This window comes from Paenibacillus sp. CR_12, assembly GCF_041953985.1.
GTDB lineage: Bacteria > Bacillota > Bacilli > Paenibacillales > Paenibacillaceae > Paenibacillus_AQ > Paenibacillus_AQ lautus_A.
This window is the reverse complement of sequence record NZ_JAVFHO010000002.1, coordinates 1,469,966-1,486,279: the sequence shown is the minus strand read 5'-3', so window position 1 is coordinate 1,486,279 and position 16,314 is coordinate 1,469,966. Positions and strand designations below refer to the sequence as shown.

10 protein-coding genes are annotated in these 16,314 nt (G+C 51.0%); 8 read left to right on the top strand and 2 right to left on the bottom strand.

The window, feature by feature from the left end; all coding sequences use genetic code 11:
* The 6 genes from RB297_RS10535 (at position 1) to RB297_RS10510 (ending at position 10,734) form a co-directional block, all read left to right on the top strand.
* Positions 1–909, top strand: coding sequence for a hypothetical protein (locus RB297_RS10535; protein ID WP_375120391.1), 909 nt, complete (start codon positions 1–3; stop codon positions 907–909).
* A gap of 330 nt (positions 910–1,239) precedes the next feature.
* On the top strand, positions 1,240–3,300 hold the full coding sequence (locus RB297_RS10530; protein WP_375120390.1) for an alpha-galactosidase: 2,061 nt from the start codon (positions 1,240–1,242) through the stop codon (positions 3,298–3,300).
* A gap of 16 nt (positions 3,301–3,316) precedes the next feature.
* Positions 3,317–5,926 (top strand): carbohydrate-binding protein, encoded by a 2,610-nt coding sequence (locus RB297_RS10525; RefSeq protein WP_375120389.1) that lies wholly within the window; start codon positions 3,317–3,319, stop codon positions 5,924–5,926.
* A gap of 141 nt (positions 5,927–6,067) precedes the next feature.
* A complete protein-coding gene (locus tag RB297_RS10520; protein WP_375120388.1) occupies positions 6,068–8,398 on the top strand; it encodes a glycoside hydrolase family 95 protein in 2,331 nt (776 codons plus the stop codon).
* Between the two features lie 546 nt (positions 8,399–8,944).
* Positions 8,945–10,129, top strand: coding sequence for a matrixin family metalloprotease (locus tag RB297_RS10515; RefSeq protein ID WP_213579268.1), 1,185 nt, complete (start codon positions 8,945–8,947; stop codon positions 10,127–10,129).
* A 95-nt stretch (positions 10,130–10,224) separates the two neighbouring features.
* Positions 10,225–10,734 carry a hypothetical protein gene (locus RB297_RS10510; protein ID WP_213579267.1) on the top strand — a complete coding sequence of 170 codons (510 nt, stop codon included), beginning with the start codon at positions 10,225–10,227 and terminating at the stop codon, positions 10,732–10,734.
* A gap of 153 nt (positions 10,735–10,887) precedes the next feature.
* On the opposite strand, the gene RB297_RS10505 is transcribed toward RB297_RS10510, so the two are convergent.
* Positions 10,888–11,781 (bottom strand): carbohydrate ABC transporter permease, encoded by an 894-nt coding sequence (locus tag RB297_RS10505; RefSeq protein WP_213579266.1) that lies wholly within the window; start codon positions 11,779–11,781, stop codon positions 10,888–10,890.
* 19 nt (positions 11,782–11,800) lie between these two features.
* Positions 11,801–12,778 carry an ABC transporter permease gene (locus RB297_RS10500; RefSeq protein WP_076325175.1) on the bottom strand — a complete coding sequence of 326 codons (978 nt, stop codon included), beginning with the start codon at positions 12,776–12,778 and terminating at the stop codon, positions 11,801–11,803.
* A gap of 174 nt (positions 12,779–12,952) precedes the next feature.
* Here RB297_RS10500 and RB297_RS10495 point away from each other — a divergent pair, with 174 nt between their 5' ends.
* Together RB297_RS10495 and RB297_RS10490 are read left to right on the top strand one after the other, a co-directional pair.
* Positions 12,953–14,494 (top strand): response regulator, encoded by a 1,542-nt coding sequence (locus tag RB297_RS10495; RefSeq protein ID WP_375120387.1) that lies wholly within the window; start codon positions 12,953–12,955, stop codon positions 14,492–14,494.
* Positions 14,472–16,307, top strand: a complete 1,836-nt coding sequence (locus tag RB297_RS10490; protein ID WP_375120386.1) for a cache domain-containing sensor histidine kinase — start codon at positions 14,472–14,474, stop codon at positions 16,305–16,307. The genes RB297_RS10495 and RB297_RS10490 overlap by 23 nt, the downstream gene beginning before the upstream one ends.
* Positions 16,308–16,314: the final 7 nt, after the last annotated feature.

Sequence of the window (16,314 nt, the reverse complement as noted above, 5' to 3'; positions counted from 1 at the left end):
GTGAAATGCGGCACCGAAATTACGATTGCTCACAAATACAATGACCAAAGCGATATGTGGATCGTATTCGACCGTTTTGGTGCGAATAAGCTGGAAGGTCTTAAGGAGTGGCGACTGGCCGAGAATACGGGAACGACTGTGAATCCGGATATGTCTCGTCCATCGACGCTTCTTCAGGCGGATGTATCGGACTGGATTGGGCCCTACGTGGTTAGAGCGAATGCGAACGGAAACGGAAATGCTTGGGATTTCACGGGAGGCAACCACAACTATGATGGCGGCAGCACCAGTTCGCCTACGGGAACGACGGATTCGTTCCGCGTTTGGGCGGACGGTGTGGAAGTAGCTGACGGCACCGTGACGGCGAGCGTTTATACGAAGATCGAAGTGGTCAATCTGATCCAAGCCTATAACACGAAAGAGGCGGATGGTTCCGGAAGACCTGTGCTTAAGGAGACCGTTACGTACGAGATCTCGAACGGCCATATACAGGTCCATAATGAAATCGAGGCGCTGGAAGACATCACGTTCGATACGTATTACGGACTTCAGTCGGTGAATGGCGCATGGAACGAAACGGTTCGCTACTTCGCAGGCGATCAGGAAGTTGCTTCAAGCCCTGCGAATATATATAGCGATTCGGGCGCGAAAGCCGTGAAACCGAAAGTCGACAGCTATCTACTTAGCTCTAGCGATCAGGGTGGGTTCCAGCACAAACTGCGTGTAAGACTGGATCGACAATATGGGCTAGGAGCTTTGGCAAATCTCGCTGACCATATGCCTGTCATCTTCACGCAGGAATATGGCAAGACCTATTTCTTGCAGATCAAAGGGACGACACCGGAACTAAAGCAAGGAGAGAAGTTCGCATGGCAGGTCAGTTATGATTTTTATGCAGAGAATCCATAACTGTTCTCTGCTTCGGCGCGTGATTGGAATGCAATTTGATGTTCTCTCTATCAAAATCCATACGGAAACAGGTTATCCGGGGTGCTAAGTCGCCCTGCGATAACCTTTTTTTTCTGAACGGGTTATTGTCAGCAATCGGCGGAAAGTGGCCATATTGCATTTTAACAAATGGGTCGCTCCAGATGCGTTATATCCCGATATGGATCGGAAGATCGTTGTATAGTAAGCGCTTTACCCTCGCTTCTATAATGGTAGCAAGCTGTAAAAGGCGCTTGATGCGATAACGGCCTGAATGCAGCATAGATGCACGCAGAAGGAGGCAATCCACAGATGTTAGGAAGCAGCGATACGGCGGTGAACGTGGGGGTGAATGCAGAAACTCACATTCGCTTGGCGAATGGCCTGGTGGCCATTGAGGTGGATTTGGAAAAAGGCGGTTACGCCTACGCAGGCAGCAGGGGATTCGCTCTGCAAGAAGTACGAAGCGGCTTTCGATGGCAGGGCCGGGAATACCATACGGGACATTACGACCGCCACTATATGATGGGACAGCCGGAGAAGATCCAAGATCCGTTCGGTACGGGAATCCATGCCGTGATTAAGCATGAATCCGATCTGCTCCCAGGCCTGGAACAGCATTTTTACGTCTATGAGGGAACTTCATCTTTCATCACAAGAGTCGTCATTGTCGGTCAAGAGGACTTAAAGGTAAACCGCATCGCGGTGGTGAAAACCGATAGCGTATCGAGAGGGAGCGAGACGGTTCCGGGAGAAGCGCTGCATGTGCTGCGCGTGCCGTATGACAATGACAAATGGGTGCGCTACCTGACGGAGACGGCCCCGCTGGAGACGGAAAGCTACGAAGTGACGGCCTTGTTCCAGCTGGATAGCCGCAATGGATTGATCCTGGGATCGATCAGTCATGACGTGTGGAAGACCGGCATTCGCGTGAAAGGGGAAACCGCTGGCAAGCTGGATGAACTGGAACTGTACGCTGGCGCGGCCGACATCATGACCCGAGATTCCCAGCCGCATGGCTACGTAAGAGGAACTCGCGTCGCATCGCCGCTGGTTATGGTAGGGGATTACGACGATTACCGGACAGGACTCGAAGCGTATGGGGAAGCGAATGCGAAGATAGCGCCTGCTCTGAGCTGGGACGGCGGCGTCCCGATCGGCTGGAACAGCTGGTCGGCCGCCATGAGCACACTGGATTACGATCTCTATGTGGCGACGAGCGATTTTCTGAAGCGGGAGGTTCAGCCGCAGGGCTTTCACAACGAGGATACCCTGTACATGAATTTCGATGCGTTCTGGGATCGCCTGACGCCTGCCGAGATGGAGGATGCCTTGAAAAGGGTCCGCGAGAACGGGCACAAACCCGGTACATACTGGACACCGTTTGCGTTTTGGGGAAGTCCGGCTGGGTTCGGCAGCCCCGTGGAGGGCACCGATGGGAAGTACACCTATAGCGATATCCTGCTTCGCGACCAGGATGGCGAGATTTTGCCGGATGTCGACGGCGGACTTGCGATTGATCCTACGCATCCCGGGAACCTGGCGCGAATCGATTGGTTCATGGATAAATTCGTCTCCGAGGGATTTGAGTATATCAAGCTGGATTTCATGGCTCACGGGGCTCTGGAAGGCAAGCATTACGACCCGGATATTACGACGGGGATCGCTGCATACAATTACGGATTGTCGTATCTGACGGATAAACTCTCCCCGGAGCGGATCGGCAGACCGTTCTTCATCAACCTGTCGATTGCCCCGCTGTTTCCTTATTCCTATGCGCACAGCCGCAGAATTTCCTGCGATGTGTTCGGAACGATCAAGGATACGGAATATTTGCTGAACTCGCTGACGCACGGGTGGTGGATGAACGATACGCTGTACCGTTTTAACGATCCGGACCATGCCGTGATCTATAAAAGCTTCAACCAGGATTCGACGACCCGCCATGAAGGGCGAAGCCGTCTGACCGCGTCCGTGATCTCGGGAACGGTGCTGCTGCTGGGCGATGACTTCCGGCATGAGGAAGCGGCATGGCGCGCCAAGAACTGGCTGGGAAATGAGGCGATCATCGAGATTGCGAGACTGGGCAGAACCTTTGTGCCCGTAGAGGGGAATCTCGGGAAACAGGCTGCGGATACGTTTGTGCTGACCCATCCGAGCGAAGCGGGAACGACGTATATTGCCGTGTTTAACTTTGACGGGGCCGAGTCCGTGCTGAAGACGGTTTCCTTGGGACGCTGCGGCCTCGAGGCGCACGCATCTTATACGGTTCTGGATGTGTGGGAAGGAACGGCAGGTCAATCGGAAGGCACGCTTGTGGTCGAGCTGGCGCCAGCCGAATCGAAAATCTTGAAATTAATTCGAAATCAATAAAAGGAGGAGAGGTTCAGTGCGTATTCATCCGTTCAAATTCTTCCAAAAGCCATTCATGCTCTTCTTATCGATTCTGTTAGCGGTGTCTGGGCTAGGAAGTTCCTTGGCTTCGGCAGAACCGCAGCGGCCGAGTCAAACGGCCGGAGGCATCTTTTCCTACGAGGCCGAGGCATCTCAGAACACGTTTACCGGCAATGCAGGAGCGGTCGATTGCGGCTTCTGTTCAGGCGGGCAAAAAGCCGGCAATCTATACGGCGGTTCCACGCTGACGTTCAACGGGATTCAGGTCGATAAGGCCGGTATCTACAATATGAACATGTTCTACATCTCCGGGGATTCCCGCGCGGCTTCGATCTCCGTGAACGGAGCGGAGAAGGAGAATTTCAGTTTTCCGAAAACAGCGGATTGGAACACGATCGGCACCTACCAGATTCAAATTTACTTGAATCAGGGCAGCAACACGATTCTGTTCGATGATGCAGGCGGATACTCGCCCGATTTTGACAAGATTGAGCTGACCTTTGATTCAGCCGGCGAAAACGGATCAGGCCCGGATGGCAGCATTGGCGATTTAGGCAAACAAAAGAAAGCCACGAGCTATGGCTCCATCACCTTAACCGAATATGCCAACGGCTTCAAGGTATCCAATCCGACGTATGAGCTGCTGTACAACACCTCGACCGGATTGTCGCAATACAATTGGAACGGCAAACCGGTTGCCAAGGGGTTATACAGCGAGATCCAGCTCGACCGGATGGTTGCAAGTACAGATTATAAACATCATAAATTCTATAAAAATCAAGTGGTCCCATTCCAGGATGCCACCGGCAAGGGCATCAAGGTGACGGTCGTGAATGAGGATGGGGGAATGCCATCGCTCAGCCAAATCTATTACGTCTATGAAGACGGGCCGTATCTGCTTACGGAAACGGTCGCTTCCCATCATTCCGCAATTTCTACGGGGAACATAGCACCCATCGCGATGGAAGCGAGAGGCGGCATCGACATCGGCAGCTATGACGCTAACCGGGTCCTCGTCGTTCCTTTCGACAATGATGCTTGGTCCAGATACCAAGCGAAGTCGATGAATACCGGCCTCAACAACGGGCTGTATGTCAGCTCGGAGCTGACGGCCATCTATGACAATACGAGCCGGAACGGTCTCGTCATCGGATCGGTGACGCATGACACGTGGAAGACCGGCATCTATTGGAGCGGCTCGAATGACAAATTGAACAAACTGCGCGTATATGGTGGATTTACGTCATCCACCTCTACGTGGGACACGATCCCGCATGGAAAAGTAACGGGCAAGCAAATTGCTTCGCCGAAAATCATGGTCGGATTTTTCGAGGACTACCGGACCGGGATGGAGGCGTTTGGCCAGGTGAATGCAGCGATCCAGCCTCCGTTGGCCTTTGGCGAAGACATTCCTGAAGGCGTTCCGGTCGGCTGGAACAGCTGGGGAGCGTATGCCAGCGATTTAAGCTTTGACAAGGCGGTTTCGGTCTCGAATTATGTTAAAGACCATATTCAGAACCATTCCTTCAACAATGAAGGCCATATCTACATCAATCTCGATTCCTATTGGGATAACATGACGGATCAGCAGCTGACGGATCTGGTTCAGCTCATTCACAGCAATGGACAGAAGGCCGGCATCTACTATTCGCCGTTCGTGTACTGGGGCAACAATATGGAGCAGGAAGTCGAAGGGACGAGCGGCAAATATAAATACGGCGATATCGTGCTGCGCGATTGGGACGGCAACGTCCTGCCGACGCTGGACGGCGCTTATGCCGTGGATCCGACGCATCCGGGCGTGAAGCAGCGGATCGATTATTACATGAATAAGTTCAAGAGCAAGGGCTTTGAATATATCAAAATCGATTTTCTGAGCCATGGGGCAATGGAAGGCAAGCATTATGATGCCAACGTTCAAACCGGCATCCAGGCCTATAACCAAGGGATGGCTTACGTGAATGAAGTGCTGGACGGCTCCATGTTCATCAGCGCTTCCATCGCGCCGCTGTTCCCTAGCCAATATGCGCACAGCCGCCGCATCTCCTGCGATATCGACGGCAGCATCGGCAGCACGGAATACCAGCTGAACAATCTCACATACGGCTGGTGGCAGAACGGAACGATCTACCATTATACCGATCCGGACTATATGCACTTAACCAAAGGCGGATCGATGGAAGGCGCGCAGTCGCGCGTCAATGCGGCCGCGATCTCCGGTACGGTCTTCCTGAATTCGGATGACGTCACGGATGCGACGGCACGGCAGTACATGGAAACGCTGCTGACCAACCCGGAAGTGAACGGGCTGGCGATGAAGGGCAAGGCGTTCCGGCCGGTAGAAGGCAATACGGGCACGCAGGCAGCAAACGTATTCGTGCTGGACGATCAGGGAACCCACTACGTTGCCGTGTTTAACTATACGCAAAATGCGGCACAGCGCACCGTGGATCTCGTTCGTGCCGGTATCGCTTCGGAAGGGGCGGCGTCCTATACGGTGACGGATGTTTGGAGCGGCCAATCTCAGACGTCGTCTGGCTCTTCGCTGGATGTGACGCTAAAAGCGGCCGAATCCAAGCTTTATAAAATCGTCCCTAATCCATAACAAGTAAACATAGATTAATCATGAACAACTGCAAATTCATCGCGGTTCTCGGCTCCATCCGGGGATCGCGATTTCTTGCTTTTGCTGTAAGGGTAGTGCTTGTCTCTATATTGGAAAATCATATGAAGAGGAGAAAACAACATGTCAGATATGAAGCTTTGGTATACAAAACCGGCTCAGGGCTGGTCGCAAGGACTGCCGATCGGCAATGGCCGAATGGGGAACGTGGTGGTATCCACTCCTGACAGAGAAATATGGAATATCACCGAAACCACCTATTGGTCCGGCCAACCGGAGCCGGCTCAAGGGCGAAGCAGCAGCAAAGCGGATTTGGAGCAGATGCGGCAGTATTTCTTCCAGGGCGATTATCGCGAAGGCGATCGACTGGCCAAGAAGCACCTGGAGCCGGAAAAAATGAATTTTGGCACCAATCTGGGACTATGCCAAGTCGTTCTGGAGTTTGATCATAACGGAAAGCCATCCGAGGGCGGGAGACAAGATGCAGCAGTTGAGCCGCTGTTCCATCGGGAACTGGATCTGGTGGAGGCGGTGGCACGTTCTTCTTGCGAGACCGATGGAGCCGAGATGACGCGAGAGGTATTTGCTTCCCATGCCGCTCAGGTCATCGTTTCGCGGATTCGCTGCAGCCATGGCTCGTTAGGTGTGTCATTCCGCATTTCGATTCGAGGCGAGAATGGTCCTTTTCATGCTGTTGTTACTGGGAAGGATACGATCGAATTCCAGGGACAGGCGCTGGAAAGCGTACATAGCAATGGGGAGTGCGGGGTGTCTTGCCAAGGCCAGCTGCGCGTCGTAACGGAAGGCGGGCAGTTGAGCTGCACAGATGACGTCATAAACGTATCCGGGGCGGATGAGGCGGCGATTTATTTTGCGGTGAATACGGATTACCGCCAAGAATTTGAGAGCTGGCGTGAGAAAAGCGCGTTGCAGCTGGAGCAGGCTGTGCTGCTGGGATATGACGCGCTGAGAGCCAAACATCTGGCGGATTATCAGCCGCTGTATGCCCGTGTAAGCTTAGATCTGGGAAGCTCCGAGCATTCCAGTCTGCCTACGGACGAGCGGATCGGCAGGTTTAAGCAGGGCAACTGGGACGATCCGGCGTTGTTTGCGTTGTTTTATCAATACGGCCGGTACTTGACGATTAGCGGGTCACGACAAGATTCCATCCTGCCCATGCATTTGCAAGGCATATGGAATGACGGCGAAGCCAACAAAATGGCCTGGAGCTGCGATTATCACCTGGATGTGAACACCCAGATGAACTATTTACCGACGGAGGCCGCGAACCTGAGCGAGAGCCATGAGCCGCTCATGCGGTATATCCAGCAGCTGTCGGTGGCCGGACGCTCGGCGGCGCGCCATTATTATGATGCCGAAGGCTGGGTGGCCCATGTATTCTCCAATGCCTGGGGATTTGCGTCACCGGGGTGGGGAACCTCCTGGGGGCTGAACGTGACGGGCGGATTGTGGATCGCGACGCATATGATGGAGCACTACGCGTACAACCGCGATCAGGCTTTTCTGGAGGAGCTGGCTTATCCCGTCCTGAAGGAGGCCGCAGCCTTTTTCATGGATTACATGACCATGCATCCGAAATATGGCTGGCTGGTGACAGGTCCGTCGAATTCGCCGGAGAACAGCTTTTATACCGGCCATCCGGAGGATGGGCATCAGCAGCTGTCCATGGGCCCGACCATGGATCAGGTCCTGGTCCGGGATCTGCTGGCGTTCTGCCTGAAGGCAGCACAGACGCTGGGCGTGGATGAGGAGCTTCAGCGGAAGTGGCAGACGGCGCTGGATCAACTGCCTCCGCTGATGATCGGTAAGAAGGGGCAGCTGCAGGAATGGCTGGAGGACTATGAGGAGGCGCAGCCGGAGCATCGACATCTGTCGCATCTATATGCCCTGTATCCCGGCAGCCAAATCACCCCGCATCATACGCCGGAACTCGCTGCGGCAGCCCGAGTGACACTGGAGAACCGGAACGGCCGGGCCGACCTGGAGGATATCGAATTTACCGCAGCGCTGTTCGGGCTCTTCTATGCCCGATTGCATGACGGAGATCAAGCCGTGCAGCATATCGCCCACCTGATCGGGGAGCTGTGCTTTGACAACATGCTCACCTACTCCAAACCCGGCGTAGCCGGAGCCAAGGCCAACATCTTTGTCATTGACGGCAACTTCGGCGGCACCGCCGCCATTGTGGAAATGCTGCTGCAGAGCCACGAAGGCGAGATTCATCTTCTGCCTGCACTGCCGGCGATATGGCCGAAAGGCAGCGTGAAAGGGCTGAAGGCGAAAGGGAATATTGAGGTGGATATGAGCTGGGAGAACGGGAAGCTGGTTGAGGCGAGGGTTAAGGGGAATGAGAGTGGGAGTGTGAGGGTGTTTTATGGGGGGAGGGAGATGGAGGTGGATGGGGAGACGATCGATAGATTGATCTTTAAATAATATGTATTTTTAAATACTGAATTAAAAAAACAATTTCTCTAGAAAGTATAAAAGGAACTATGTTCAGAAAAAAACAGGTCCCTTTTATACTTATTTTTTTGTCCAGAAGAGTTTTTGCAGACGTTGGAGCGATTCAGTTTTTTCGGATTAAGCTGAAATGAAGGCAACTTTTACGTAGTTGCACTATCTTGTTTTTTTAACATAGTCAAAAGAAAGCATAGTACAAGAGGTAATTTGGATTTTATTGAAAAAAATAACAAATTAGTAAAACTTTTTTCTTTTAAATGTGTTTATATATTGAATGCTATTTTATATCAGAATAATCCCTAAATAATAGGGAGGATACTGCAAAGCATTCAATAATGTAATGCTCTTTGCTTTTCTGTAGCAAATCAATCAGCCTAGAAAAAAGTACACGATAATAATGCTACATAAAGCAGGGAATTGGGGATTAACCACTTTGAAGGGAGGGGAATGGCTGTATATAGAATGTGAGTATTGAAGGTCTGTTAATACTTATTTCTGTCTTATTGGGAGGGAAACAATATGCCTAAGAAACAATTGAAAAAACCTTTAATTATTGCGGGTTCATTACTCATGTTAATGAGCAGTGCAGGTACATCTTTTGCTGCTTACAGTCATGAACTGTACTCTACAATTTGGACGCAGGGAAGATCAAGTGTCGTTTATACCGTCCAATCTACTTTTGATGCGACTACCAAAACACAGATGCAAACGGCAATGAATCAATGGAATAATGCATTACCATCTGGTAGCTTTTTATACAAGTCTGCTACAGAGACTAGTGACAGTAGCCCGAGTCAAAACAATATTAACACCATAACAAAAAATGCATATGGAGCCAACTCTTTTACCGGCGAACATTTGCCTTATGTTAACTCTTCCAATAGAGTTGTTGAATCAGACATCAGGATCAATACCAGCCATAACTGGGCCAATTCTCCAAAACCGAATTATTATGATATTCAAAGTACGATGACTCATGAATTGGGTCACTCTCTACGTGTAGGGCATTCACCTGTTTATGACGATACAATGTATGGATCTGGTTCAATGAATACGGATTATAAAAGAACGCTAACGACCGCCGATAAAGAGGCAGCTCAATATTCCGTTTCGAGATGGAAGAGCGACCTATTGAAAGCAAATGATGATGGAAACTCCGTCTTAACTGAAGCTTCCAAAGTTGTTGTTCATTCTGACGCAGAGGTAATCCAATATGACAAGAATCAACTTGTTAATGAAGCGGATGTTGTTATCTCTGGAACTGTCATTTCTCAAGAAGTGCAAAGCGATTTTGAAGGCTTCCCTGTTACGGATACAATAGTTAAAGTTAATAACGTATATAAAGGCGATCCTGGCCAGACTGTGGAAATACGGGTGAATGGCGGAGAAACAGCCGAAATGATTTATATTCTCGATGAAGAAGCAGCCCCTGCATTTCATGTTGGAGAAGAAGTCTTGGTATTCTTGACTGGTAACAAAGGATTGAGACCCGATAAAAACGACTTCGGATATTATTTGGTGGGACAGGCCCAAGGAAAGTTTAATATTGGAGCCTACCCTCAAAGCTTTATTGAAAATAACACAGATACGCACAGCTTTGATTTAAACAATATTCAAAATGAAATCGATCGGATTGAAACATATAACAAGGTTCATAACATTCCAAGAATATTCCTACCAGAAGGCGAGGAAAGTAATATTTAGCTAATAGTATATAAAAAAGCAGCCCTCCAGGGCTGCTTTTATACTGCAACATTTTTGATTTTGATCGCGTTAGTTTAGATAAGAATGTCAAGGAGGTGATTGTCATAAACGTCAAGTCGCTGTTTTTTGTACTCAGTGTTATAGCTGTTTTTCTAACATCAGCTTGTGCTAATGGTGTTGCTGACTCAGGTGATAAAATCGGGTCGGCTGAACCTTACAGCTTAGCGTTGGATGAACTAATATCGACAGATACAGCTCTTAATGAAAACATGGAGTACATTTCACTGGATCTCGATGATCAACTTCCCTTAAAGGATTCCGATAAGCAAAGCATTGAAGAATACCTCCAAAGCAAATATAATGTGAAGATTTATAATTTTACCTACGAACAATTGATTGATGAAGGTTTATATGACACTGAAAAAAGCACGCTTAAAGGGATTCTGTTGAAAATTGAAAAGCAAGAGCAGTCAGATAAAAATAATGTGATTATAGAGGTAAGTAAGTATCGTACAAATGAAGGTGGGCTCTCTTCAAAAATAACCTTAGCCTACCAGGATGGTCAATGGAAAGTGGTTAATCATACGCCTACAAAAGAAAGTTAAAGGATTGTTCCAGGCTTTAGTGGAATGCCGGAGGAGCATCGTTTCATGCGTGCGAGCACTAAACAGTTCAATTTAACGTGAAGTAATCCGCCTACACACAAAAAAGCCCTTACCCCTCCCGGGTAAGGGCCCTCTTCATTTCCCAACAAAATGCTAACTCTTAATAGCCCCCATCATAATCCCCTTCACAAAATACCTTTGCACAAAAGGATACACCATAATGATCGGCAGCGTAGCGACCATGGTCACGGCCATCCGGATGCTTTCGCTGGAGACCGGGATCCGTTTGGAGCCTTGCGCCAGCTGCTGGGCGTCGGACATCATGCCGGCGGTCTGGAACTGGTTGAGGATTTTGACCAAGACGGCCTGCAGGGTCTTGAGCTCCGGCTTGTAGGTATACACATAGGAGTCATACCAGGAGTTCCAGTGCCCGATGGCCAGGAACAGGCCGATCGTGGCGAGCACCGGCACGCACAGCGGCATGATGATGCGGAAGAACGTCTGCAGGTCGTTGGCGCCGTCGATTTTGGAGGATTCCTCGATCTCGCCGGGGATCTGCTCCATGAAGGTGCGCACCAGAATCATCAGGAACACGCCGATTAAGCCAGGGAAGATGTAGACCCAGAAGGAGTCGATCAATCCCAAGGATTTGATGATCATATACGTCGGGATCAGCCCGCCTCCGAAATACATCGTGAACACAAAGAAGAAGGAGAAGTATTTCCATCCGAGCAGATTGCGCTTGCTGAGCGGGTAGGCGAGCAGCGTGATGAAGAAGATGGATACTGCCGTCCCGACGACGGTCCGCAGCACGGTGATTTTGATGGCACTCCAGATCTCCGGATTCCGGAAGATGGTCAGGTAGCTCTCGATGGTTGGCACGCGCGGCCAGAAGTACAGGTTGCCCCGCATCGTATCGGTCGCATCGTTCAAGGAGATGACCAGGATGTTCCAGAACGGATAGAAGGTCACGAGAAAGATGCCGGTCAGGAACAGGTATAAAGAGGCATCGAAGATACGCTCGGGCACGGTTTTTTTGCTTAACATGGATGTACCTCCTTATGGTTTAGAATAGGGACTGCCCGTTCAGCTTCTTCGCCGTATAGTTGACGATGACCACGATGATGAACGCCACCACGGAGCTGAACATGCCGACGGCTGCCGCATAGGAGAACATGCCGTTCTGAATACCATAGCGGAACGAATAGGTGGACAGGACGTCGGAGTAATCCCGCGTCAGGTCATTGCCGAGCAGGAAGTGCTGGTCGAAGCCCGCGTTCAGGATGCCGCCAAGCGCCAGAATCAGCAAAATGACAATCGTTGGCTTCAGATGGGGCAGGGTGATGTACCGGATCTGCTTAAAGCGGTTGGCGCCGTCGACCTTGGCCGCTTCATAGAGCTCCTGGTTAATCGACGAGATGGCCGCCAAATACATGATCGAGCTGTAGCCCATATCCTTCCACGTATTGCCGAGCGCGACGATCCACCAGAAATACTTGCCGTTCTGCAGGAATAAAACGCTTTCATCGGTGATGTGTAGGAATTTCAATATGCCGTTAATCGCGCCGTCCGAGGAGAGGAGGGTCACGATGATGTTGGCCGCAATAACCCAGGATATGAAATAGGGAAGATAGGAGGCGGTTTGCACCGTCTTTTTGAATTTCACGTTCTTGATCTCATTAATCGCGATGGCGATCAGGATCGGCATCGGGAAGGAGAAGAGCAGCGTGATCAGCGTGGAAGCCAGCGTATTCCGCATGACGATCCAGAAATCGCCGTTGTTGAAAAAGTAACGGAACCATTCCAGGCCGACGAACTCGCTCGTGAACAGGGTTGACCAGAAGCCGCCGAGCGTCGGCTGGTAATTGACGAAGGACATGTATAGGCCAACCATGGGCGTATACGCAAACACAATGGCCCAGATCAATCCGGGCAGCATCATCAGGAATAGATACTTCTGCTGCTTCAGCATGGCCCAGCGGCTTTTTCGATGAGGACTCAAGTTCAAGTCACTCCGCGTCTGTAAGGTTGTAGCAGGTTTCATATGGGGCACCTCGCATCTCAAGTTAACTCAAATTATAAGACTCGGAAAAAATGAGTGTCGATATGACAATGTAACGAAAGATGCTTGAAAATGACTTATATCGCGAATTCCCATAGTTAAAAAAACGAAATCGCTATAATATTAAGGGATAAAGCCGACACAGGGGGTATGAGCATGTATAGCATTTTTCTCGTAGATGACGAAGAGCTGGAGCTTGAGATGATCCGAGATTATATTCGTTGGGAAGAGATGGGGATATATGTAGCCGGAACAGCCCTGAACGGCAGGGATGCCCTGGAGAAGATCGAGGTGATTCAGCCCGATATCGTACTGACGGACGTCCAGATGCCCGTCATGAACGGGCTTGATATGGCGAAACGGGTGAGTGAGTTATTCGACTGGATTCAGTTCGTCTTCCTGACCGGACACGATGAATTCAATTATGTGAAGTCGGCCTTAAACGTGGGAGCCGTCGGCTATTTATTGAAGCCGCTGGATCTGAGCGAAATTGTAAGCGTTATCGATAAAGTCAAGCGGCGCTGCGAGGAAGTGCGGATGAAGAACCGCTCCATTCGCGTGACCAAATCCAATATTGTACGAGAGATGATATTCGAGCAGAACGAGGAGCGACTCCGAAACCTCGCTGCCAGCTACCATAAGCTGTCCCGCCATACGGAGCCGAGAACGTATACCCTTACGCTGCTCGGCATCGATGCTCCGCACGCTGCACAGCCGGGACCGTCCCTCGAGGATGGCATGGCGCGCCTGCAGACGTTTATGGAGGAGTGGCTTGCGGACAAGAAACTCGAGGCGGATCTGGTCGTCTGCCGGGAAGGCGAGCTGGGCATCTTCATGGATGCCGCCAGCCATCTGAGCCGCTTTACGTGGGAGGATCTGCTGAAGCAGATGCAGAATACGCTGGGCTTTACGATGACTGCAGCCGTGAACGAGGAGCCGGAGGAGCTGTCCCGCATCCAGGATATATACCGGGAGACGCGGCAGATGCTGGAGGAGATGTTTTACGTCGGCAACGGGAGAGTCATCTATGCCAAGGACGTGTTGCGGCAGCTGGAGAGCCGGCAAATTCCTCCTTTCCAAGAAACGGCCTATTTCGAGGATATTCATCAGTTGGCGTCCGAGCAGGCCGCGCAGAAGCTGCGGGATTACTTCAACCGGCTGGTCATGCTGCGAATCCGAAAAACCGAAGTGTGCGACTTTGCCATCGGACTGGTGGAGTCTCTGCTGGAGGGGATTCACGAACCGATCACGGAGAGCCACAAACGTGCGGAGCTTTACCATGCCATCTATCAGTGCCGAACCATTATTGAAATCGAAGCGATCATCATGGATTTTGCCGGGCATGCGATTCGGACGTTGGAACACCGGTTCATGGACAAAAATGCAAGGCTGGTGCATCAGGTGCGCACGACGATCGACCAGACCTATCATCAGGCCATCACGATCAACAGCTTGTCCGATCAGGTGTATCTGTCTCCCAACTACCTGCGTTCCATCTTTAAGGAGAAAACCGGCATGACGATCCATGATTACCTAACGAGAATCCGGCTGAACAAAGCCAAGGAGCTGCTGGCCGACGATTCGCTCAAAGTGCAGGACATCGCCCAAAGGGTCGGTTATGAGAGCACATCCTACTTCATTTCCTTATTCTTAAAAAGCCAAGGAGTTACGCCGAATGAATACCGCAAAAACATCTAGCCCGTCCGGCCCGTGGAGCCGGCTGGCAGGGGCTTTCCCGTTCGCGCACTTACGCGCATACACCAATTGGCGGCTCCGGCACAAGTTCTTTTTCATCTTTCTGATCGTGATCATCCTTCCGTTCTCGCTGCTGATCTATTATTCGTATTCTTCGACCCGCAGCACGATTACGGAGCATACCTATACGGCCTTGGGCGGATCGCTGGCACAGATTAACACCAACGTGGAGAAGCGGCTGGAGTATTACAATCAGCTGTCGAACATCCTCTACATGGATGCCCAGCTCCGCAATTATCTCTCTACCGATTATGAGCAGGCGTACTATTATCTGGATGCCTTCCAATATATCAACCGGACGCTGCCGTCCCTGATGACCCTGAATGCCAACATTCTGGGCATCACGATTTATACGGGGAACCATACCCTCTATTCCGACGGTCAATACGTCAAATATACGGAAGAGCTGCCCCGGGCGATGGAGGAGCAGGTGCTGGATGCCGCCGGCAATACGGTGTACTTCCATTCCGGGAATTTCAAGGCCGATGATGCACATATCACCATTGCCCGTTCGTTAAGTTATTTCAGCCTGCAGCATCCGTACGGGATATTGACCATGGATATTAACGCGAACGAATTCTACTCCCTGATCAAAATGGAGAACGACAACAAAAGCGTCTATATTATCGACGAGTTTGGCGGCGTGATCAGCACGGGGGATCAGAACCTCCCATCGAACCAGCTGTTCGACGTGTTTCCGATTCAGGAGCGGATGACCCGGGATGCGGGCTCATTCGATATGAAGATTAACGGCCAGGAGCGCTTTTTCACGTATAAAAAGCTCAGCAACGGCTGGTCCACGGTCATCACCGTGCCCTACGACGAGCTGCTGGCCAATGCGAATCAGGCGACCAGGAACGTCATCTGGTTCTCCGTGCTGGCGATTGGCATTGCCATCCTGCTGCTTTATTTTACGACGAAGGTCATGACCAAGCGCATCGAGGTGCTGCTGCAGCAGATCCGGAAGGTGGAGCGCGGGGATTTCCGGCTGTCGATTAAGCCGATGGGGCATGACGAGATCGGCCAGGTGTCCTTTGCGTTCAATAAGATGGCCTCAACCATACAATCCCTGATCCATGACGTGTATGTGAAGGAGATCGCAAGGAAGGAGTCGGAGCTGAATACGCTCCAGGCCCAGATCAACCCCCATTTTCTATACAACACCTTGTCCTCGATCTCTTCCCTGGCGATCAAAGAAGGGGCTATGCAGGTGTACCAGATGGTCAATTACTTGGCCAAGTATTACAGGGTGTCGCTGAATAAAGGAAAGCGCATCATTCTGCTGGAGCAGGAAATCAATCTGGTGAAGAATTATGTCGCGATCCAGAAGATTCGGTTCCGGGACAAGCTTCATATGCATTACGACCTGGATGAGCAGCTGTTCGGGAACACAACGATCAAGCTGATTCTGCAGCCGTTCATCGAGAACTGCATCAATCATGCCATTGGGGACGAATCGGGAATCAACATTAACGTGAAGCTCAGGCAGGAGGGAGACGACATCTTGCTCCAGGTCATCGACGACGGCATCGGAATGACCCCCGAACAGCTCGATCGCGCGCTGAGCAAATCGGATAATCTGTCTGGATATGGCGTGAAAAACGTGAATGACCGGATCAAACTGACTTACGGGGAAGAATATGGCGTCAGCATCTTCAGCCGGCTAGGCATCGGAACCGCGGTGACCATTCGGATACCTGTAATCTCCGATAGGCATCCTGCAAACGAACGGGACCCGCAGCAGGCGTTACCCTGAATGAAAG